This window comes from Burkholderia sp. MSh2 (assembly GCF_000731655.1).
Classification (GTDB): Bacteria; Pseudomonadota; Gammaproteobacteria; order Burkholderiales; family Burkholderiaceae; genus Burkholderia; species Burkholderia paludis.
Map to the genome: position 1 here is coordinate 143,287 of NZ_JPGM01000006.1, position 22,399 is coordinate 165,685.

Annotated in this window: 16 protein-coding genes; 5 read left to right on the forward strand and 11 right to left on the reverse strand. The window is 68.2% G+C overall.

Annotated elements, in window-relative coordinates; all coding sequences use genetic code 11:
* Window positions 1-20 precede the first annotated feature (20 nt).
* Window positions 21-920 carry a hypothetical protein gene (locus GQ57_RS05255; RefSeq protein ID WP_152603198.1) on the forward strand — a complete coding sequence of 300 codons (900 nt, stop codon included), beginning with the start codon at window positions 21-23 and terminating at the stop codon, window positions 918-920.
* Window positions 921-965: 45 nt separating this feature from the next.
* On the opposite strand, the gene GQ57_RS05260 is transcribed toward GQ57_RS05255, so the two are convergent.
* From GQ57_RS05260 to GQ57_RS05290, 7 genes are all read right to left on the reverse strand, one after another.
* Window positions 966-2,246, reverse strand: coding sequence for a virulence factor family protein (locus GQ57_RS05260; protein ID WP_031397601.1), 1,281 nt, complete (start codon window positions 2,244-2,246; stop codon window positions 966-968).
* On the reverse strand, window positions 2,243-4,837 hold the full coding sequence (gene mprF, locus GQ57_RS05265; RefSeq protein WP_031397602.1) for a bifunctional lysylphosphatidylglycerol flippase/synthetase MprF: 2,595 nt from the start codon (window positions 4,835-4,837) through the stop codon (window positions 2,243-2,245). The genes GQ57_RS05260 and mprF overlap by 4 nt, the downstream gene beginning before the upstream one ends.
* Before the next feature lie 468 nt (window positions 4,838-5,305).
* Window positions 5,306-5,644 carry a hypothetical protein gene (locus tag GQ57_RS05270; protein ID WP_031397603.1) on the reverse strand — a complete coding sequence of 113 codons (339 nt, stop codon included), beginning with the start codon at window positions 5,642-5,644 and terminating at the stop codon, window positions 5,306-5,308.
* A complete protein-coding gene (locus GQ57_RS05275; RefSeq protein WP_031397604.1) occupies window positions 5,644-6,831 on the reverse strand; it encodes a membrane protein in 1,188 nt (395 codons plus the stop codon). Before GQ57_RS05275 ends, GQ57_RS05270 begins: the two co-directional genes overlap by 1 nt.
* Window positions 6,832-6,845: 14 nt before the next feature.
* A complete protein-coding gene (locus GQ57_RS05280; protein WP_034197295.1) occupies window positions 6,846-8,285 on the reverse strand; it encodes a UbiA family prenyltransferase in 1,440 nt (479 codons plus the stop codon).
* Between the two features lie 526 nt (window positions 8,286-8,811).
* Window positions 8,812-9,246 carry a hypothetical protein gene (locus tag GQ57_RS05285; protein WP_031397606.1) on the reverse strand — a complete coding sequence of 145 codons (435 nt, stop codon included), beginning with the start codon at window positions 9,244-9,246 and terminating at the stop codon, window positions 8,812-8,814.
* A gap of 79 nt (window positions 9,247-9,325) precedes the next feature.
* A complete protein-coding gene (locus tag GQ57_RS05290) occupies window positions 9,326-10,240 on the reverse strand; it encodes a LysR family transcriptional regulator (RefSeq protein WP_031397607.1) in 915 nt (304 codons plus the stop codon).
* A gap of 95 nt (window positions 10,241-10,335) precedes the next feature.
* On the opposite strand from GQ57_RS05290, the gene GQ57_RS05295 reads away from it, so the two are divergent.
* Together GQ57_RS05295 and GQ57_RS05300 are read left to right on the forward strand one after the other, a co-directional pair.
* Window positions 10,336-10,773, forward strand: coding sequence for a GlcG/HbpS family heme-binding protein (locus GQ57_RS05295; RefSeq protein WP_034197296.1), 438 nt, complete (start codon window positions 10,336-10,338; stop codon window positions 10,771-10,773).
* Between the two features lie 4 nt (window positions 10,774-10,777).
* Window positions 10,778-11,554: an SDR family oxidoreductase gene (locus GQ57_RS05300; protein ID WP_034197297.1), complete on the forward strand. Its 777-nt coding sequence runs from the start codon at window positions 10,778-10,780 to the stop codon at window positions 11,552-11,554.
* Window positions 11,555-11,729: 175 nt separating this feature from the next.
* On the opposite strand, the gene GQ57_RS05305 is transcribed toward GQ57_RS05300, so the two are convergent.
* The 4 genes from GQ57_RS05305 to GQ57_RS05320 are packed head-to-tail and all read right to left on the reverse strand — an operon-like array spanning window position 11,730 to window position 20,273.
* The gene (locus GQ57_RS05305) at window positions 11,730-15,917 is read right to left on the reverse strand and encodes a bifunctional nitrate reductase/sulfite reductase flavoprotein subunit alpha (RefSeq protein ID WP_034197298.1); all 4,188 of its coding nucleotides are present in this window, start codon (window positions 15,915-15,917) and stop codon (window positions 11,730-11,732) included.
* Window positions 15,918-15,933: 16 nt separating this feature from the next.
* Window positions 15,934-16,281 (reverse strand): nitrite reductase small subunit NirD, encoded by a 348-nt coding sequence (gene nirD, locus GQ57_RS05310; protein ID WP_034197299.1) that lies wholly within the window; start codon window positions 16,279-16,281, stop codon window positions 15,934-15,936.
* Window positions 16,282-16,319: 38 nt separating this feature from the next.
* On the reverse strand, window positions 16,320-18,923 hold the full coding sequence (gene nirB / locus GQ57_RS05315; protein WP_034197300.1) for a nitrite reductase large subunit NirB: 2,604 nt from the start codon (window positions 18,921-18,923) through the stop codon (window positions 16,320-16,322).
* 21 nt (window positions 18,924-18,944) lie between these two features.
* Window positions 18,945-20,273 carry an MFS transporter gene (locus GQ57_RS05320; protein ID WP_034197301.1) on the reverse strand — a complete coding sequence of 443 codons (1,329 nt, stop codon included), beginning with the start codon at window positions 20,271-20,273 and terminating at the stop codon, window positions 18,945-18,947.
* 644 nt (window positions 20,274-20,917) lie between these two features.
* Between GQ57_RS05320 and cobA the strand changes: the two genes are divergently transcribed.
* On the forward strand, window positions 20,918-21,679 hold the full coding sequence (gene cobA, locus GQ57_RS05325) for a uroporphyrinogen-III C-methyltransferase (RefSeq protein WP_034197302.1): 762 nt from the start codon (window positions 20,918-20,920) through the stop codon (window positions 21,677-21,679).
* Window positions 21,680-21,799: 120 nt separating this feature from the next.
* Entirely contained in the window at window positions 21,800-22,396 is a 597-nt protein-coding gene (locus GQ57_RS05330; protein WP_031397615.1) for an ANTAR domain-containing response regulator, read from the forward strand.
* The last annotated feature ends 3 nt before the right edge of the window (window positions 22,397-22,399 follow it).

Genomic DNA, 22,399 nt, shown 5'->3' on the forward strand with positions numbered 1-22,399 from the left:
CACCCTGTGACGGAGGTTCCATGTCATTCGTCTATCCACTGGCAGTCCTGCAACCGGGCGACCTGAACCGCGATCGCGGCAGCGTCCTGACCACATCAACCTGGCGGTTTCTCGCGCAAGGCGACTCATGGTTCTCCATCGGGCAGTTGCCGCCATGGGCAACCAGCAACCTGCTGTTCAGCCTGCGTTTGCCATACAGCGCTGCGGCCGTTTCGATGGCGTCGCCCGGCAAGACGTTCACGCAAATGGTCGACTGGACGAGCGAAGTGCAATTCGCCACGTATCTCGCTGGCGGAACACTTGCCTATTCATGGGATGCGATTCTGCTGTCGGCAGGCGGCAACGACCTGTTCGACGCAATTCTGACGCTCCCGACTGAAACCGATCCGGGCAAGGCTGCCCGTCGGTTACTGCAAAACACCGCCCTCGTTCCGTCGAGCGGGCCGATCAACCGCTACCTGCGTCCGGACGGTTGGCAAGCCTTCTTCGCAATGATCGAAGACTGTTTCGCCGCAGTCGTCAGTAAACGGGATGCACCGACCAGTCGTTCCAACGGCGTACCCATCTTTATCCACACCTACGACTGCCCCCAACCGCGCAACGCGCCTGCCGGGCCCGGCATTGGCCCGTGGCTGTCACGCGCGTACACCGAATACGCCATTCCGCCCGGTGATTGGCTAGATTTGACGACGTACATTATTCAGCAATGGGCTCAGTACTTGTCGGGAATCAACGGCAGGCTCATTGCACGCGGAATTGCCAAACCCAATATCCGGCCGATCTACCTGATCGGCACGCTCAACCCCGACCCTGCCAATTCGACAGGCCCCTCCGGCGACTGGGAAAACGAGATTCATCCGTCACCGCAGGGGTACGCGAAGCTCGGCATCGCATTCGAGAACCAGGTGACGCTGACGTAAAGACGGCGCGTCGGGGCGGCAACATTCCCGCCCCGACGTACTTGTTCAGCGCGCCGCCACCGGCTTGCCGAACCCTTCGAGAATCTTCTTCTCGAGCGCGAGGTAATCGCGGCCGAAGTGGTGATCGCCCTGCGTCTTGATCACGTCGGCGCCGGTGTTCGCGAGCGCCGGGCACATCGTGTCCTTCTCTTCCGCGCCATAGAAGCACTGCACGAGCTGCGGCGGCACCTTCGCGATTTCCGGCGCGACCTTCAGCGCCTTGTCGCTCGCGGGCATGCCGAGCCAACCCGTCACGCGGATCTGGAAATCGGCGGCCGGCGCGAAGCCGAGCAGCGACATCACCGCGACCTTGTCGCGCAGGTCGCCCGGCAGCCGGTTGTAGGCGAACGGCATCACGTCGGCGCCGAACGAGTAGCCGACCAGCGCCACGCGGTTCGCATGCCAGCGCGCCATGTAGGTGCGCATCACGCGCGCGAGATCCCGGCTCACCTGCGCCGGCGGCTTCTCGCTCCAGAAATAGCGCAGGCTGTCGATGCCGACCACCGACACGCCGTCGCGCTGCAGCGCCTCGCCGATCGTCTTGTCGAGATCGCGCCAGCCGCCGTCGCCCGAGATCACGATCGCGAGCTGGCCGCTGCCGCCCTTGGCCGGCAGCTCGACGAGCGGCAGGTCCGACACGTCGAGCTCGTCGCCGCTGCCGCTGTCGCGCAGGTGCGACGTGACGAGCGACACGAGCTTCGCGGTGTCGCCCGAGGCGGCCGTCTCGACGAAGCCCGGCATCGCGCGGCGCACGATCGTCGGATCGGGCGCGCACGGCTTGAAGCGCGGATCGAGCTTCGCGGCAGGATCGACCGATACCGCGCCGGCGATCGTGTTCTCCGGCGCCATCGACAGGATCTGCTTCGCGATCGCACCGCCCTGGCCCACGCCCGCGACGATCGGCGTGAAATAGCGCGACGATTGCACGAGGCGTTCAAGCTGGTGGCTGACCGCCTCGGCGTCGCCGTCGAGGTGGTGGCAGGCCTCCTGCTTCTGCGCGAGATTCATCGCGTAGCGCTCCGAATCGACGCCGACCGTCATCGCGCCAGCCTTGGCGAGCGCATCGGCGGCCTGCTGGTCGGCCGCGTTCCAGCCGGCCTCGCGGGAGAACAGCACGACGAAGCCGCGCAGCGGCCCGTTCGGACGCGTCACGGTCACGGGCCCGTAGCGGCCGCCCGACACGGTTTCGGCCTTCACTGCAACCGGCTGCGTGGCGCACGCGGCGCCGGCCAGCATCATTCCCGCGCAGGCGGCTGCCGCCCGCGCGATTCCCTTCTTCAACATCATGAACGCCGACCTCCAGCCAGCAATGACAGATCCGCCAGCGTGACGAACACGCCGACCGTGCCCGAGGCCGCGAGGTAACGCGGCTCCCAGTGCGGTTCGAACTTGCTCTTGAATGCGCGCAAGCCGCGGAAGTTGTAGAAGCGGCCGCCGAAGCGCCAGACCATCAGGCCGAGCCGGTGCCACGGCGACGGCATCTTGGCCGCCCCCATCCCCGAGAACGGCGCGATGCCCAGGCTCAGCTTGCGGAAGCCCGCCTCCTTCAGATGCAGCGCGAGCTGCGTGAACAGATACTCCATCGCGTACGGCGATGCGTCCGGCAGATGGCGCATCACGCCGACCGTCGCCTCGGTGTTGAGGTCGGTCGTCATGAACGTGACGAACGCGATCGGCTTGTCGGCCTGCCGCACCAGCATCACCGACTGCGTCGCGAGATAGCCGTCGTGGAATGCGGCGACCGAGAAACTCTTCTCGCGCGCGTCGCGGCTGTCGAGCCAGCCGTCCGAGATGTCGCGCAGCCCCGGCAGCGCGGCCGGCACGTCACACGGCGCGATCACCTCGACCGTCAGCGCATCCTTGTCGCCGCGGCGCAGCGCATAGCGCAGGTGCGACCGGTTCGATCCCTTCAGGTCGAACTGGTCGAGCGCGATATGCGCTTCCTCGCCCAGCTTCATCAGCGTGAGCCCGGCGTCGAGATACAGCGGCAGCGCGTTCGCACGCACCTGGTAGAACGCCGCGCGGCCGCTGTGCGCGTGCGCGAGCGCGATGAACTTGCCGATCAGCGCCGGCCACTCCTCGCGCGGCCCGACCGGGTCGTGCAGCGCGGCCCACGTGCGGCCGTACTTCGCGTACATCAGGAAGGCCTGGCGCGATTCCGAGAACAGGAACGACTTGTCGCCCATCAGCGCGAGGCCCGCATCGCTGCATTCCTGCGCGCGAATGATCCGCTCGGCGTCGGACAGGTCCTGCGGCGCGGGCTTCACGAAGCGGCCGGGCGCCGGGCGCAGCAGTTGCCACAGCGCGAACAGCGCGACGAACACGCCGGACGCGAGCGTCGCGCGCAGCGCACGCGGCGCGCGCGCGTCGAACGAGAAATGCGACCACAGCTCGCGCGTGTACGGCACGTCGCGGAACGCGAAGAACAGCACCCACACGGCCAGGATCAGCACCATCGTCACCGACACGAACCAGCTCACCGTGAAGCGCTCGGCGAGCAGCGACGAATGACGGTTGAAGCGGCGGCGGCTCACGATCAGCAGCACCAGCAGCGTGCCGAGCACGCCGGCCTCGACGAACGCGAGGCCCTTTGCCAGCGACAGCGCGAGGCTCGCCAGCGTCAGCGCGAAGGTCATCCACCACGCGCCGTCGAGCCGGCGCAGCAGCCCGCGCGCGACGAACAGCAACGCGACGCCGAGCACGCTGCAGATCACCTGCGAGCCTTCGAGCACCCACAGCGGCACGATATGGCGCAGGATCGCGATCCGGTGCCAGAACGCGGGCGTCGCGCTCGAGATCACCAGCATCCCGCCGACCGCGAACGTCACGAGGCTCAGGAACACCGGCGCGAGCTGCGACACGCGCACGGCCTGCCGCGTCACCAGCCGGCGCCGCAGCGCGCGGCCCTCGAAACCGGCCAGCAGGCCGGCCGACAGCACGAGCGGCACGCCGAAATAGATCGCGCGATACGCGATCAGCGCGGCCACCATCACGTGCGCGGGTACTTCGCGGCCGAGCGTGAAGACCATCGCGGCCTCGAACACGCCGATCCCGCCCGGCGTATGGCCGATCATCCCGAGCAGCAACGCCGCCGCGTAAACGGTGATGAAGGTCGGGAAACCGACCGGCGCGGCCGGCAGCAGCACCCACAGCGTCAGGCCCGCCGCGACGACGTCCAGCACCGCGTAGACGACCTGCGCGACGAGATCGCGCCGCGCCGGCACGTCGAACGACAGCCACTTGAAGCGGGTGACGACCGGACGCGCGGTGTTGCCGCACATCGCGACCAGCGCGGCCATTGCGACGAGCAGCGCGGCGCCGGTCCACGTCAGCACGCCCGGCACGACGTGCAGCATCTCGGCCAGCGCCTCCGGCACGCAAACCATGCCGACGGCGGTCATCAGCACCATCGCGAGCGCCAGCGTGCCGCTCGTAAACACCGTCATCCGGCCGATCTGCGCGGGCGTGACGCCCGACACGCCGTACACGCGCGCGCGGACCGCGCCGCCCGTCAGCGCACCGAAGCCGGTCGCGTTACCAAGCGCGGACCCGGCGATCGCGCCGATCCACAGCGCGGCGCGCGGCACTTTCGCGGCAACGTAGCGCAGGCCGACGGCATCGCGGGCGACGAGCGCGAGATAGCTGAGCGCGGTCGCGGCCAGCGACGCACTCCACTCGCCGGCGGACATGTGACGCAGCTGGCGGATCACCGACCGGTAGTCGACCGATTCCGACAGATGCTGGAAAACCACGATCAGCAGCAGGCCGATGCCGAGCGCGAGCAGCGGCGACAGCACGCGTTCGTTGCGGATCAACGCCCGGGCACGGGCGATCACCGCCGCGGCGCGGCCGGGCGAACCAGAGTGGCGGGAAGACATAGATTATTCAGTGGCGATGCATAGCGTGTCGCGGCGCAAGCGGCCCAGGCGGCGACGAATCTGGTTGTTCTGCGTGGGCGGTCGGCCGGAAGAAAAGGCAGGGAACGCCTGAATCAGAACTTACAAGTATACGGGCTTTATATTACAAAATCTTTCCGATTCGCATTGTGCGGTTTTGTGGCTTCCCGGGCACGTAAACATCGCATCAAAATCGTGCGGCCGAAAACGCAAGGTGCGCATGATACAGGGAACCGGGGCGGGTTTTTCGTCGGACGAATGACGAGCCCTGCATTTAGGGGAAATTCTTCCGGCCGCGCCGAACAGGCGAGCACGAATTCGCGGGAGCGCGGTATTGGAGGCAATGGGGACAGGCGGGATGATGTGGCGCCCATTTCCGGCAGAACAGAAAAATCGACACTGCCGGGGCGCCCCGGACGGGGTCCTCCCCTGTATTGGCGCCCTTCCGGATTACGCCACCCGCGTAACCATCCAGACGCCGATCAGGATGACGAGCGCGCCAACGGCCTGCATGGGCCGCAACAGATGTTCGTGCACCGCCGTGAACGACAGCACGACGAGCATCGAAACCGCCACCATCGTCGGGTAGGCAATGCCGAGCGACGTCTTGCGCAGCGCGACCGCGTAAAGCACGAACCCGACGCCGTAAGCGCCAATGGCCGCGCCACGTACAATCCACGGCAAGACGCTCGATTCGCCGAGCGCGATTCCCTTGAGCGCAGCCACCCTGAGCAACACGCTGGCAAGCCCGCCGAACACACCACTCGCAATCACGATCAGCCAGTTCATTACGCGGCCTCCTTCGCCGTTGCAGCGTCGAATCGACGACCGGACGGGACACGAGCCCCATCCGGCACATCCGCGCCGCCGCCAAAAATCGCATTGAAGCGGTTCGCACCGTGCAGTGCGACCAATACGATCGCGGGAAAGGCGACCGAGAAGTTTCGCGCTTCGTCCCGGTAGCCGAAAAAGGAGAACAGCACCAGCACCGGCATGAACGCCGCGACGAAGTAGGCACGGTACCGGGTTGGCGTCGCCTGCCACGCCGCCCTGAAGAACACCGCAAGCGGCACGAGCATCAACGGGTTCTCGAGGCTCGGGGTATAGATGCCTTTACCGATGAGGTTGTAGAACGACAGATAGGACGCCGGATTCAGCCAGAACCGCAGGTTGTCCCACACGTGATATTCGACGAATCCGCCGGCATTGGCGCCGTACCCGCTCATGATGAACTGGCGGGTCGCCACGCAGATACCCAGTTGCAGCACGAGCCACATCACGCGCTTGCGCATTGCAGTGTCGCGGTCGTGCAGGAAGAACAACGCGAGCGGAACCAGGAAGAACGTCTCCTTGTTCAGGGAAAAGACGGCGATCGTCACCGTGCACGCCAGCAGCCGCTTCGTCAGCAGGAAATAGCACGCACCGAGCACGCCGAGCAGTTCGAAGAAATCGTAGTAGTAGCCGCCCTGCTGAAACGTGAGCGGATAGACGAAGCTGAATGCCGCCAGAAAGCCGACCGAATGCCCGAAGCTCAGGCCATGCAGCCTCGCCAGCTTGTAGACCAGCAACAGCGAAAACAGCATCGACAGCACGATCGCGATGTAGGTCAGGTGATAGACGATCGCCACGACCGGCGTCCAGTATTCGCCCGGCACGCTCGTGAAATAGGTATTGCGCAGCGAATCATGCCGAGTGATCGATTTGAACAGCTTGTCCCGCGTCGCCCCGTCGAGGCGCTCGGCCATCGCTTTCGCGGCCTTCGGAAACGACGAGCGGTAGACGAACGGCTTCGGCGCGTCGCCGTTCATCATCCCGACGAGGCTGTAGGTCGTGGGGAAACTGGCCTTCTGGTCGTCACGGAACCCCCACTTCAACAGCACGCTGTTGGTGATGTTTCCTGCGCACACGAACAGCAGCACGTAGACGATGGCGAAGCGGCAGAATGCCCGCACGCGGTTTCGGTTCTTTTCCGTCATGGGATTTGTGCCGCTTACAGCGCAGGCATGAAGTGAGCGGCCAGCACCAGCGCCACCATCACGCAAAGCATGCCGAAGCTACCGCGATTTTCGAGAATATGGACGATCGGATCGTCGTGCATCGTGCCGCGGACCGTTGCGATCCACAGCCGGCCGAACAGGTAGATCAGGCCAACCTGCACGAGCCATAACAAATGCGGAACGGTGTAGCGCGCGGCCGTTTCGGGAGCATTGATGAACAGGCCGAACACGACCACTGCGGCCAGCGACGCGCCGATCCCGAACGGCCAGAGCACCTCGAGATCCCCCACGCGGTAATCCCGGCCCGCCGATACACGCTTGTCGTTCTGGCGCAGGAACACGAGCTCGGAGCAGCGCTTCACGAGCGCAAGACTCAGGAAGGCCAGCACGGAAAATGCGAGAAGCCAGCGGCTGACCGCGATGTCCGCCGCAATGGCGCCCGCAACGATCCGGTGCGTGTACAGCAGCGACAACACGACGACATCGAGCAGTACGACCGATTTCAGGCGCCAGCTGTATGCGGTCGTCAGCAACAGATAGAGCGCGAACATGCCGGCAAACTCGACCGACACCGCGAATGCCAGCGCAAACGCCGCCGCGAGCAGCAGCGCGGCGGCGCCCAGCCCCCGGGCAATCGACAGCGTCCCGTTCGCGAACGCGCGATTGCGCTTGCGGGGATGGCGCCGGTCGCTGTCCAGATCCCAGAGATCGTTGCCGATGTAGGTTGCCGACGCGCCCAGCGACATCGCCAGAAACGCGAGCACGAGCGTCGTGACCTTGTCGGCGTCGAAGAACGCAAAAGCCGTCAGCAGCGGCACGAACAACAGCAGGTTTTTCAACCATTGATGGACGCGCAGCGCCTTGCACCAGGTCGAGAAGCAGGCACGCTCGTTCGAAAACTCCCGCTCGACGGGAATGCTGCTCCGGATGTCGGCAGCAATACCGGGCGGGACGCCGGCCAGAATGGCGCCCTTCGCACCGGCCCAGATCGGCATGTCGGCCTTGCTGTCGCCGGCATAGACGAAATCGTCGCCGACCTGCTCGCGAATGCCGGCGAGTTTGGTTTCGCTTTTCAGGTTGGTGTCGCCGCTGGTCGCGATGACGAGATCGAACAGGCCAAGATGGGCGTCTACCCGCTCGGCGATCGAGCGATGGGCGGCCGTCGCCAGCACGATCTTGCGGCCGCCTTTGCGTTCGTGAGCCAGGTAATCGACAAGCGACTCTCGGTAAGGAATCGTCTCCGCCCGGAAATCGGCCTGCTCGGCGACCTTGCCCTTGAATGCGGCGCGACCGCCGGCGAGCCAGAAAGGCAGTCGCAACAGATTCGCGGGTTGATGCTTGACGACACTTATCACGGACTCCATCAAGGTATCCGACGTCGTCAGCGTGCCGTCGAGATCGACGACAAGCGGAAGTTTTCTGGTCTCTCGCATTATTCGTGAGTCGTTTCCGTTTGACATTGACGTCAAACTGGTCAATCCATTACATGCACTACTGCTGCCGTCGCGAGGGCGACAGCAGCGTTAATTCGACGACATTCGCCCCCGACCACCGTGCGCGCTTCGCCCGATGCGCGCGGATACTACCAGAAAAACATGCCAATGAAGGCAACTATTGATCAAAATGTAGCGAGCCGGATGCGATATCACACAGGAAAAGAACCATTCCCTCAAGATGTGGCGCAAGATTTTTCGGAGGCGAAAACAAGGCAAACGTTTGTCGTTTAAAATTTCCTATTGAAATAATTTAAATTAATAGGATGACAAATTTCCGACTAATATCAGTCGATATTTATTTTTAATTTCCCCCCATTCACTTTCCGGTCGAATTGCTGGCATTCCCGGCACCAGCCAACATTGAGAAAAACGTCCCGGTCAAAGCATGTTGAGTCCCGCGCCCTGTCAGGTCACCTGACCGATGACGGCATTATTACAAGTCAGAAACGCCGGGACTCAAGCTTCACTTCGCCCGCTCATGCTCCCCCAACCCGATCGCCTTGTAGTCGTAAGTCGGATAAAACTCCGTCCGATACGCGCCCCACGCCGTATCCTCGAGCACCCGATTGACTTCACGCAGCCGCGACGCCGGCAACCGCAGCACGACGATCTGCCCGATCCCCATCGTCACGGTCCAGCTCACCACTTCGACGCCCGGCGGCGGAAACGCCTTGTAGAAGCCCTGCTTCGCCAATTGCGCATTCAGCTCGGCAAGCGGGCGCGACTGGTCGTGCCTGAGGAAAACGGTCAGCAGTACCGCGTTGTCGGCCGTCGCCTCGGCCGAACCTGCGGGTACGGTCGACGTCTGGCCGACAGCCGGTGCGCTGCAGAGCCCAGCGGCAGCCAGCGTGGCGGCGATCATCAAGGTACGAACCGGGAAACGGGGAAATGCCGTCATGACGCGACTCCATGGTTTCGTGGATGGAGCCGCCATCATGCGCCGCCGGACAGATCGCCGCCGCCGGCCGGCGAAAGGATTACGCCACACCTGCCCCGTCGCGCTCGCGCAGCACGTCGATGAACGCGCGCAGCTTGGCCGGCACGTGCTTGCGATTCACGTAATACAGCCACATCGGCGGCAGCGTCCGGCACGCGCCCGGCAACACCTCGACGAGCGCGCCGTCGCGCAGGTCCTGCTCGATCCGTTCGCGCATGAACGCAAACGCGATCCCGACCCCGGCGCGCGCCGCGTCGATCACCGCATCGGCGTCGTTCGTCACGAATACGCCTTCCGGATCGAGATCGACGTCGCGGCGCCCGTCGTGCAGCAGCCATTTGTGCAGCCGCCCGCTCTCCGAAAACCGGAAGCGGATACACGCGTGCCCCCCGAGCGCCGCGATCGACGCAGGCGTGCCGTACCGCGCCAGATAACCGGGCGACGCGACCAGCGCACACGAGAGCGCCGGCGCGATCCGCACGCCGATGGTCCCCGGCTGCAGCCGGTCGGCAAGGCGGATCCCCGCATCGAACCCGTCCTTCGCGATATCGACCAGTTCGTTCTCATAGCGAATCTCCAGCCGCACGTCCGGATAGCGCTCACGGAATACGGCGAGCACCGGCGCGATCACGAGCGAGCGCGCCAGCGGCAGCGCGGTCACGCGCAACACGCCGCTCGGCGCGCTGCGCCCGTCCTTCAGCTCGTCGCGGGCCTGCACGACCTGCCGGTATGCCGGCTCCGTCTGCCGCCAGTAGCGCTGCCCGGCTTCCGTCAGGCTCACGCCGCGCGTGCTGCGGTTGAACAGCTTCACGTTCAGCTCGCCCTCGAACTGCCCGATCGAGAGACTGACGGCGGCCGGCGTCAGACCCAGCGCGGCGGCCGCCCGCGTGAAATTGCCGGTCGCCGCGACCGTCATGAACACGTGCAGCCCGGCCATCGGATCGCGTCGGCTCATCATTAGAAAAACTTGAAACTCTTTCGAGTGGAATGCGGATTCTCCCATATACCGCCACCGCCTACACTGGCCCTGTCGCATCACCGGAACGTCGCATGAACCCGTCCCTCCCCGCGCTGCCGCTCGCGGCCGCCCGCCGCACGATCGACGCCGTACTCTCGCATGCCGCATCGTTGCAGGTCGAGGGCGTCGCCGTCGCGATCGTCGATGGCGGCGCGAACCTGCTCGCGTTCGTTCGCACCGACGACTGTTTTCTGGGGGCGATCGACCTCGCGCAACGCAAGGCGTTGACGGCGATCCGCTTCCGCACGTCGACCGGCACGCTCGGCGCGCTGTCGGGCAACGGTCCGTTGCGCGGGATCGAGCACAGCCACGGCGGGCTCGTCACGTTCGGCGGCGGCGAACCGCTCTTCGACGGCAGCGGGCGCTGCGTGGGCGCGATCGGCGTGTCGGGCGGCAGCGTCGACGAAGACACCGCGATCGCCCGGCATGGTCGCGACCGCTTGCAGGCCATCCTCCACACCACCAGGTAAGCATATGACCCGAAAACGCATCCTCATCACCGGCGCAGGCACCGGCTTCGGCCGCGAAGTCGCGCTGCGCCTCGCCGCCGGCGGCCACGACGTGACGGCCGGCGTACGCGTCGCCGCCGAGATCGACGCACTGACGGCCGCCGCCGCGCAACGCGGCGCCGCGCTGCGCGCCATCGAGCTCGACGTCACGTCGGCCCACGATCGCGCCCGCGCGGCCGAACTCGCCCCCGACGTGCTCGTGAACAACGCGGGCGTCGGCGAAGCCGGCGCGCTCGTCGACCTGCCGGTCGGGATCGTCCGCGCGCTGTTCGACGTCAACGTGTTCGGGCCGCTCGAACTCACGCAGCAAATCGCGCGCGGCATGCTTGCGCGCGGACACGGCAAGATCGTGTTCGTGTCGTCGATCGCGGGCCTGATCACGGGGCCGTTTACCGGCGCCTATTGCGCATCGAAACACGCGGTCGAATCGATCGCCGAAGCGATGCACGCGGAGCTGGCGCCGCACGGGATCCGCGTCGCGGTCGTGAACCCCGGCCCGTATAGCACGGGCTTCAACGACCGGATGATGGAAACGGCGCGGCGCTGGCGCGATCCGGCCGTCCACATCGTGACGCCCGAGCAGCTGACGTTCCCGCTCGAACAGCACGATCCGGAAGAGATGATCGCGAAAATGGTCGACGTGATCGAAAGCGACGGCGGCGCGTTCCGCAACCTGCTGCCGAAATCGTCGGAAGCCTTCGTCCGTGCCGAGCAGGCAAGCGCGTGGGACCGCCAGCAGTGATGCAAACCGGCGGCGGCCGGAGGTTCACGCGGGAACGCCATGCCCGCCGCCCGGACTGTCATGCGCGGCGTTCGCCGTCGACGGCCCTCCCGACGGCCCGGGCCGTCGCAGGCCCGCTCGTCGCCGAAGCCGGGCCCGCATGCCGGCGGGCCGCATCGAGCCGCGCCGCCCGCGTTCAGTACACGTCCCGCATATAGCGGCGCGCCTTCGCGAGCCGCGCGACGTAGTCGTTCGCGTCGTCGTCCGACATGCGGCCATGCTCGGCGACCACGGCCTTCAGCGCCGCATCGACATCCTTCGCCATGCGCGCGGCGTCGCCGCACACGTAGAAGTGCGCGCCGTCCTCCAGCCACGCGAACAGCTCGGCGCCCTGCTCGCGCATCCGGTCCTGCACGTAGATCTTGTCGGCCTGGTCGCGCGAGAACGCGAGATCGAGCCGCGTCAGGAAGCCGCTGTCGCGCATCGCGCCCAGCTCGTCGCCGTAGTAGAAATCGGTCTGCGCGTGCTGCTCCCCGAAAAACAACCAGTTGCGCCCGCGCGCGCCGCGCGCCTGCCGCTCGTGCAGGAAGCCGCGGAACGGCGCGACGCCGGTGCCGGGGCCGACCATCACGATCGGCACGTCGCCGTTCACCGGCGGCCGAAAATGCGCGGACTTCTGCACGAACACGGGCACGCGGCCGTCGTCAGCGCGATCGGCCAGAAAGGTCGACGCGACGCCTTTGCGCGCGCGCCGGCCGTTGTGATAGCGCACCGCCGACACGGTCAGGTGGATCTCGCCCCGGTGCGCGCTGGGGCTCGACGCAATCGAATACAGGCGCGGCTGCATCCGCTTCAGCATCCCGACCAGTTCCGCGCCCGACAGCTCGACCGGAAACTCGTGCAGCACGTCGGCGAGCTGCTGCCCCCACAGCCATTGCTTCAGGTCGCCCTTGCGGTCGTCGCCGAGCAGCGACTTCAGCGCGCCGTTCGCGCTGCGCGACGCGATCAACGCGAGCGTGTCCGGATGCGGGCGGGTGATGTCGAAGTGGCGCGCGAGCGCATCGCCAAGGCGCATGTCGCCGGCGCCCGCCACCGTCACCGGCGCATCGGCCTTCAGCGCGGTGACGGACAGCAGTTCGTCGACCAGCTCCGGGCAGTTGGTCGGCCACACGCCGAGCGCATCGCCGGCTTCGTATTCGAGGTTCGCGCCTTCGGTCGACAGCGACACGCAGCGCGTGTCCTTGGCCGCGCCCGGACGGTTGAGCCGCAGGTTCGCGACGAGCTTCGACGGCGCCGGATGCGCCTTCGACGGCAGCAGCCCCGCCGGGCCCGGGCCGTCTGACGGCACCGCGTGCAGCGCGGCGTCGGCCTCCTTGATCCGCGCGACGACGCGTTCGAGCCACTGGTCGGCGTCGTGCTGGAATTCGACGTCGCAATCGACGCGCGCGCAAAGACGCGCCGCGCCGAGTTCCGCGAGCCGCGCGTCGAGCCGGCGGCCGTGGCCGCAGAACCGGTCGTAGTTGCGATCGCCGAACGCAAGCACCGCGAAGTGCACGCCATCGAGGCGCGCGGCGCTGCCGGCCTGCAACGCTTCCCAGAATTCGCTGCCGTTGTCGGGGGCGTCGCCGTCGCCGAACGTGCTCGTCATCAGCAGCACGTATTGCGCGCCCGCGAGCGACGCCGCCGGGTAGTCGGACATGCACGCGGTGCGGATCTCGAAGCCCGCGTTCATCAACTGCGTCGCGTAATCCTCGGTCAGCGATTCGATGTTGCCGGTCTGCGATGCCCACAGCAGCACGACCTTCGGGCGCGCACGCACGATCCGCACGCCGCCGGGCGCGCCGGCATCGGCCGGCGGCGCCGGCGCCGCGGCGCCCTGCGTGCCGGCGGGCAACGCGCGGCTGAACAGGCCCGCGAGCATCCCGTCGAGCCAGAACCGCACCGGCGGCGTGAGCGGCGCGCCGGCCGGCAGCACCGGCACGCCGCCGTCGCGCCGGCCGGCGCTTGCCTTCAGCCCGCTCACGAGCCCGGCCACGTACAGCCGTTCGGTGTCCGTCAGCGGCGGCGGCGCGAGGTCGGCAACGCCGAGCGCGGCCGCGAAAGTGTCGAGGTCTGCCATGTCGGATTCCTGTGAAGCAGTCGCCTGCACCATCGCCGGCGCGGGCCGCGCGTCGTCGGCGCGTGCATCGGGTTGCGCCGTCTCGTCGCCGGCGGACGCGAACGCATCCGTCTCGACGCGCCGCAGCGCGACCGCGCAGTATTTCAGTTCGGGTTGCTGCGATTCGGGATCGATCGCGTCGTTCGTCACCGCGTTGATGCACAGGTCGTCGCCGTACACGTCGTTCCAGTGCATCGGCGCGAAGCAGTTGCCGCGCAGCACGCGCTCGGTCACAACCGCCGGCAGCACCGCGCGGCCGCGCGCCGAGCGAATCTCGACGCTGTCTTTCGCGACGATGCCGAGCGCGCGCGCGTCGTCCGGGTGCAGTTCGACGAACGGGCGCGGGTTGAGCTTGTTCAGCATCGCGACCTTGCCCGTCTTCGTCATCGTGTGCCATTGATGCTGCAGCCGTCCGGTGTTCAGCACGACCGGGAACGCGTCGTCGGGCCGCTCGGCCGGATCGGCATGTGGACGCGCGAGGAAGCGCGCCTTGCCCGACGGCGTCGGGAACGCGATGCGCGGCGCGGCGCGCCCGTCGGCCGCCGGACGCGGCGTCTGGCTCACGCCGTCGTTCAGGTAGCGGATCGGGTGCCGCTCGCGCGCGGCGCCGGGTGCGACGGGCCACTGCACCGGCCCGTCGCGCAGCGTCGCATGGCTCGCGCCGCGCAGGTCGTATCCGGTCGCCGGATTCGAGAACCGGACGATCTCGTCGAACACGTCGGCGGCCGACGCGTAATCGAATGCCTCGCCGAAGCCCATCGCGCGGGCGACTTCCGCGACGATGCGCCAGTCGGGCAGCGCATCGCCCGGCGGCGCGACCGCCGCGCGCATCAGCGTCATGTTGCGCTCGGAGTTGACCATCACGCCGTCGCCCTCGGCCCACAGCGCGCCCGGCAGCAGGATGTCCGCGTAGCGGTTGGTCTCGGTGTCGAGGAACGCATCCTGCGCGATCACCAGCTCCGCGGCCTGCAGCCCGGCGATCACGTTCCGCCGGTTCGGCACGGTCGCGACCGGGTTCGTGCAGACGATCCAGCACGCCTTGACGTCGCCGGCCGCCATCCGCGCGAACAGGTCGACCGTGCCTTGCCCCGTCTCCTTGCGCAGCGTGCCGGCGGGCACGCGCCACAGCTGCTCGACGAAGCGCCGGTCGTCGTCGGACAGCACCGAGCGCTGGCCAGGCAGCCCCGCCCCCATGTAGCCCATCTCGCGCCCGCCCATCGCGTTCGGCTGGCCGGTCAGCGAGAACGGCCCGCTGCCGGGCCGGCAGATCCGCCCGGTCGCGAGGTGCAGGTTGCAGATCGCATTGGTGTTCCACACGCCGTGCGTGCTCTGGTTGAGGCCCATCGTCCAGCAGCTCATCCATTCCGGTGCATCGCCGATCCATTGCGCGGCGGTGCGCAGGTCGGCTTCCGCGAGCCCCGTGATCGCCGCGACGCGCTCGGGCGTGTACTCGGCGAGGAACGCGGGCATCGCGTCCCAGCCTTCGGTGTACGCATCGATGAACGCGGCGTCGGTGCGGCCGTTCGCATGCAGCAGGTGCAGCAGCCCGTTCGTCAGCGCGAGGTCGGTGCCCGGCCGGATCTGCAGGAACAGGTCGGCCTTGTCGGCCGTGCCGGTACGGCGCGGATCGACGACGATCAGCTTCGCGCCGGCCTTCACGCGATCCATCATCCGCAGGAACAGGATCGGATGGCAGTCGGCCATGTTCGCGCCGATCACGAAGAACAGGTTCGCGCGATCGAAGTCCTGGTACGACCCGGGCGGGCCGTCCGCGCCGAGCGACTGCTTGTAGCCGGTGCTTGCGCTCGCCATGCAAAGGCGCGAGTTCGACTCGATGTTGTTGGTGCCGACGAAGCCCTTCGCGAGCTTGTTGACGAGGTATTGCGCCTCGATCGACATCTGCCCCGACACGTAGAACGACAGCGCGTCGGGCCCGTGCGCATCGAGCACCGCGCGCAGGCGGCGCGCCGTTTCGGCGATCGCGTCGCGCGCCGGCAGCGGCACCAGGTCGTCCTCCCGCGCGCGGCGCGCGAACGCGCGGTCGAGCCGCCCCGAGCGGCGCAGCGCGACGTGCGCCGATGCGCCCTTCGTGCACAGCCGCCCGAAGTTGGTCGGATGGTCGGCGTCGCCGGACACCTTGACGACTTCGCCGTCCTCGACGTGCAGCACCATTCCGCAGCCGACGCCGCAGTACGGGCACACGCTCTTGACGGGGGTGGCGGTCATGCGCGCTCCGGAGCGATCAGGCCGCGACCCACACGACGCCGTCCTCGACCCGCGACGGATACGCGCTCACCGACTGCCCGGGCGCCTCCAGGCATTCGCCGGTGCGCAGGTCGAAATGCTGCTTGTACAGCGGCGACGCGACGACGACGCGCTCGCCGAGGCTGCCGATCAACCCGCGCGACAGCACGGCCGCCTGCGATACGGGATCGACGTTGCCGATCGCGAACACGCCGCCGTCTTCGGCATGCGCGACGTGAAAGACGGCGACCTGCTCGCCGTTGACGAGTGCACACACGCCGGTGTTCGGCACGATGTCGTCGAGCTGGCACACGCGGGTCCAGGACAGAGGAAGACGATCGTTCATGAGAGGCTCCTTGGAAAAGACGCTGGTGTCGGTCAGGGTCAGGCGGTGGCGGGTTCGCTCAGGACCTGCGTCGCGCCCCCGGCGGCGACGGGCGTCGACACGGGCTTGCCGTCCGTCCGTTCGCCGGGCGTCGCGGGCCGGATCTGGCCGCGCGTCTCGACGAATTCGATGGTCGTGTCCGGCGCGTCGCTGTTCACGAAGTGGCGGAAGCGCTTGCGCGTGTCGGGATCGGTGACGGCCTTCTTCCACTCGCATTCGTAGGTGTCGACCACGTGCTGCATGTCGGCCTCGAGCTCGGCGCCGATCCCGAGCCGGTCGTGCACGACCACGTCGATCAGGTAGTCGAGCCCGCCTTCGAGGTTGTCGCGCCACACGCTCGTGCGCTGCAGCCGGTCGGCGGTGCGCACGTAGAACATCAGGAAACGGTCGACGTAGCGGACCAGCGTCGCGCGATCGAGATCGGACGCGAGCAGTTCCGCGTGGCGCGGCTTCATCCCGCCGTTGCCGCACACATACAGGTTCCAGCCCTTCTCGGTCGCGATGATGCCGACGTCCTTGCCCTGCGCTTCCGCGCACTCGCGCGTGCAGCCCGACACGCCGAACTTGATCTTGTGCGGCGCACGCAGCCCCTTGTAGCGGTTCTCCAGATCGATCGCGAGGCCGACCGAATCGCCGACGCCATAACGGCACCACGTCGAGCCGACGCACGACTTCACGGTGCGCAGCGCCTTGCCGTACGCATGGCCCGATTCGAAACCGGCCGCGATCAGCTCCTCCCAGATCGACGGCAATTGCTCGACGCGCGCGCCGAACAGGTCGACGCGCTGGCCGCCGGTGATCTTCGTGTAGAGCCCGTACTTCCGCGCGACCTGGCCCACCGCGATCAGCCCTTCGGGCGTGACCTCGCCGCCCGGCATGCGCGGCACCACCGAATACGTGCCGTCGCGCTGGATGTTCGCGAGGTAGTAGTCGTTCGAATCCTGCAGCCCCGCGTGCTCCTTCTTCAGCACGAACTCGTTGAAGCACGACGCGAGAATGCCCGCGACGGCCGGCTTGCACACGTCGCAGCCGAGGCCATGGCCATGCTTCGCGAGCAGTGCGTCGAAGGTCGTGATGCGCTCGACGCGGATCAGGTGGAACAGCGCCTGGCGCGAATGCGGAAAGTGCTCGCAGATATGGTTGTCGACCGCGAGGCCCTGCTTCTTCATCTCGGCCTTCATGATCTGCGTGACGAGCGGCACGCAGCCGCCGCACGACGTGCCGGCGCCCGTGCACGACTTCAGCGCGCCGAGGCTCGTCGCGCCGTCGGAAACCGCCGTGCAGATCTGCGACTTCGACACGTTGTTGCACGAGCAGATCTGCGCAGCCGCCGGCAGCGCGTCGACGCCGATCGCCGGTTTCGCCGCCCCGTCCGACGACGGCAAGATCAGGAATTCGGGCGATTCGGGCAGCTCGATGCGGTTCAGCATCATCTGCAGCAGCGTGCCGTACTCGGCCGCGTCGCCGACCATCACCGCGCCGTGCAGGAACTTGCCGCAGTCGGACACCACGAGCTTCTTGTAGACCTGGCGGCGCTCGTCCGCGTACTGGTAGGTGCGGCTGCCGGCCGTCGCGCCGTGCGCGTCGCCGATGCTCGCGACGTCGACGCCCATCAGCTTCAGCTTGGTGCTCATGTCGGCGCCCGCGAACACGGCCGCCGCGCGGGCCGCGCCGCCCGGATCGCCGCCGAGCTGCTTCGCGACCACCCGCGCCATGTCGTAGCCGGGGGCGACGAGGCCGTACACCATGCCGTTCCATGCCGCGCATTCGCCGATCGCGTAGATGTCGGCATCGCTCGTGCGGCAGGCGTCGTCGATCGCGACGCCGCCGCGCGGGCCGATCTCGAGCCCGCAGGCGCGGGCCAGCTCGTCGCGTGCGCGGATGCCGGCGGAAAACACGATCAGGTCGGCGTCGAGGTGCGTGCCGTCGGCGAACGTCATCCGGTGCGCACCGTCTTCGCCGTCGACGATCCCGAGCGTGTTCTTGCCCGTATGCACGGTCACGCCGAGCGCCTCGATCCTCGTGCGCAGCATCTTGCCGCCGCCGTCGTCGACCTGCACGGCCATCAGCCGAGGCGCGAATTCGACGACGTGCGTGTCGAGCCCCATGTCGCGCAGCGCCTTCGCGCATTCGAGGCCGAGCAGCCCGCCGCCGACCACGACGCCGCGCTTCGCGTGCGCGCCGCATGCCTGCATCGCCTCGAGATCCTCGATCGTCCGGTACACGAAGCAGCCCGCGCGATCGTGGCCCGGCATCGGCGGCACGAACGGGCGCGAGCCGGTCGCGAGCACCAGCTTGTCGTAGCCGAGCGTTTCGCCCGACGCAAGCGTGACCGCATGCGCGACGCGATCGATCGACGCGACGCGCGCATTCAGGCGCAGGTCGAACCGCGGATGACGCGCGAAGAAGCCGGGTTCGACGAGCGACAGGTCGTCCGCCGACTTGCCGGCGAAGAATTCGGACAGGTGCACGCGATCGTAGGCCGGGCGCGGTTCCTCGCCGAGCACGGTCACCTGCGGCGCGCCCGCCTCGCCGGCTTCCGCCGCGACGCATTCGAGGAACTTGTGGCCGACCATGCCGTGGCCGATGACGATGAGTTTCATGATGACGATTCCTTCGCTCGATCAGTTGGCGGCGTTCGCGGCGGCGGCCAGTGCGCGGTCGCGCAGCTCGGCTTCGCGCGCCTTGTGTTCGTCGCTGAAGCGCACGGCCATCGCGCACAGCGCGGTCGCGGTGACGGCGAGGCCGAGCAGGCTCAGCGTGTACTGCACGTCGCCGACGCCCTTCAGCAGGAAGCTCGCGGCGACCGCGCCGACGTTGCCGCCCGCGCCGACGATTCCCGCCACGCCGCCGAGCGCCTTGCGGTCGATGAAGGGCACCAGCGCGTAGGTCGCGCCGCAAGCCATGTGCGTGAACAGGCCGAACGCGAGCATCGCGACGAGCGCCGCGCCGACGCTTTGCGCATGCGAGAACCAGAGCAGCCCGAGCCCTTCGCCGACGATCAGCGCGCACAGCAGCGTCGCGCGCACGTCGAGGCTGCGGCGCGCGGCGATCCGGTCGGACAGCCAGCCGCCGAACGCGCGGGCGAACAGCGCGAGCAGCCCGAACATGCCGACCGCGAAACCCGCGTCCTTCAGCGACAGGCTGAAGTGATCGACGTAGTACAGCGCCGCGATGTTGTGGATGAACACCTCGACGCCGAAGCACGCGCCGTACGTGACGAACAGCATCCACACGCGATAGTTGCCGCAGGCCGCGACGAAGCTCGCCCAGCCGCCCTTCTTGCCGCTGTCGACCGTCACCCCCTGCTTGCGCAGCGCGACGAAGTCGCCTTGCGGGCAATCCTGCGTGAAGCGCCAGTACGCCCAGGCCATCGCGAGCATCGCGACGCCCGGTACGACCAGCGCGACACGCCACGACGCATCGTCGCCGAAGCCGAGCATCAGGCCGGCCGCGACGAGCAGCGGCATCAGCGCCTGCGTCGCGCCCGCGCCGGCATTGCCCCAGCCGGCCGTCGTCGCGTTCGCGGTGCCGACCACGTTCGGCGCGAACATCACCGACGTGTGGTACTGCGTGATCACGAAGCCCGCGCCGATCGCGCCGATGCCGAGCCGGCAGATCAGGAACGACAGGTAGTCGTGCGTGAACGACACCGCGAACACGGGGATCGCGCCCAGCAGCAGCAGGCCGACGTACACGCGGCGCGGGCCGAAGCGGTCGCACAGCGGGCCGACCAGCAGCCGCACGGCGATCGTCGCGGCCACCGCCGCGATGTTGATGTTGGCGACCTGCGCCGCCGTCAGGTGAAATTCGCGTGCGATCAGCGGCATCAGCGGCGCGCATGCGAACCATGCGAAGAAGCACACGAAGAACGCCATCCACGTCAGGTGGAACGCGCGCATCGGCGCGGTGCGGAGGCTGAAGAGATCGATACGGGTAGCTTTGTCGGTCATGTCATCCGCCAAACGAAAAACGGCGTCCTGCGCACCCGGTCTCGTCGAGACCCGATGCGTAGGACGCCGTTGCCCATGAAGCCCGTTGCCGGGCGCGTCGGTAATCGGTACTGCGGACGAATCGCCGTTGATCCGTCCGAACCGGCTGACGCAAGCGCCGTGCCATGTCGGCCCGGACCGGCCCGCCAGCCGCGCCGCGCAAGGCTCGCCGGGCCGCGCGCGACGCACGGCGGCCCACGGCGCACGATGCGTCGTGATGCAGCGAGGCACAGAGGTGGTGCACTGCAGCACCGCCGCCGTGCGACATCGCGGTGCGCGCCGGCGGGGCACGATGCATGCCGACGCGGCGCGGCGGCGGCCCGTCCGTCTCGGCCGCCTGCGCGCGGGGCGACGGGCGACGCGCCGCTCCGCACACGTCGTGCCGGCTGGCCCGGATATTGCTGAATCCGTTGCATCACACCGGCAACGGCGCCGGTGAGCAGTCCCCGCAAACCCTGCCCGCCGGCCACGGCGGGCCGATCCGGACAACGGCGTCCCCACCGTGCGCGGCACGGCCCGGCGGCAGTTGCGCTTCGAGCGCCCGCCGCCGCGCAGGCCGCGCGCTATCGACCGCCGCCACCTCGCGGGCGACACTGGAACACGACATGACGACTGGTAAAGTCACGCTGCTGGGCGCCGGGCCCGGCGACCCCGATCTCCTGACGCTGAAGGCCGCGAAGGTGCTGGCCGCCGCCGACGTGCTGCTGCTCGACGATCTCGTCGCGCCCGGCCTCGCCGAACTCGCACCGCGCGCGCGCGTGATCCGCGTCGGCAAGCGCGGCGGCTGCCGCTCCACGCCGCAGGCGTTCATCGAGAAACTGATGCACCGCTACGCGCTGCGCGGCGCGCACGTCGTGCGCGTGAAAGGCGGCGACGCGCTGCTGTTCGGCCGCGCCGGCGAGGAACTCGCCGCCCTGCGCGCCGCCGCGATTCCGGTCGAGATCGTCAACGGCATCTCGTCGGGATTCGCGGCCGCCGCGAGCCTCGGCATTTCGCTGACGCACCGCGCGCACTGCCACGGCGTCACGTTCGTCACCGCGCACCGGCAGGATCACGGCGAACCCGACTGGGCGCGTCTCGCGGCCGCCGGCACCACGCTCGCGATCTACATGGGGATGAGCCGCGTCGACAGCCTGGCGGCCGGCCTGCTCGCCGCGCTGCCGCCGTCGACGCCGGCGGCGGCCGTGCAATGGGCCGGCACGCCGGACGAACGCCGCTGGACCGGCACGCTCGGCCTGCTTGCCCGCGGCGTCGCCGCGGCAGGGCTCGGCAGCCCGGCCGTGATCCTCGTCGGCGGCGCGATCGGCGAAGCGGCCGTGCGTCACGCGGAGACCGTGCCCGCGGCGGCGCTGTCGCGCGCGGCCTGACATGCGCGACGGCGCGCGGCGTCGGCCGCCTCTCCTTCCCGTCGCTGCCGGCCGCCCCCGCGGCCGGCTGCCCTCGTTCGCACGCAGCCTCGACGTGCCGCTGCCCCCGTTGCCCGCCTCATGAGTTCGCCCGCCCTGTCCGCCCGCCTGCGCGTGCTGCTCGTCACCGATACCGACAAGCCGATCGGCGATCTCGGCGACGCGCTCGCGCGCCTCGGCTACGAGATGCTGAACGACGTCGCGACGCCCGCGCGCCTGCCGGCGGCCGTCGAGGAGCAGCGCCCCGACGTCGTGATCATCGATACCGATTCGCCGTCGCGCGACACGCTCGAGCAACTCGCGGTGATGCACGCCACCGCGCCGCGCCCCGTGCTGATGTTCAGCCACGACGCCGACCAGACGCTGATCCGCGCGGCGGTCGGCGCGGGCGTCAGCGCGTATCTCGTCGAGGGGTTGTCGGCCGAGCGCCTCGCGCCGATCCTCGAAGTCGCGCTCGCGCGCTTCTCGCACGACGACGCGCTGCGCCGCCGCCTCGCCGACGTCGAGCGCGAGCTCGCCGAGCGCAAGCTGATCGACCGCGCGAAGCGCATGCTGATGGACCAGCGCCGGCTGTCCGAGCACGACGCGTATGCGGCGCTGCGCAAGCGCGCGATGGATCAGGGCCTGCGCATCGTCGACGTCGCGCGGCAACTGCTCGACGCGTCACCCCAGCCATGACCG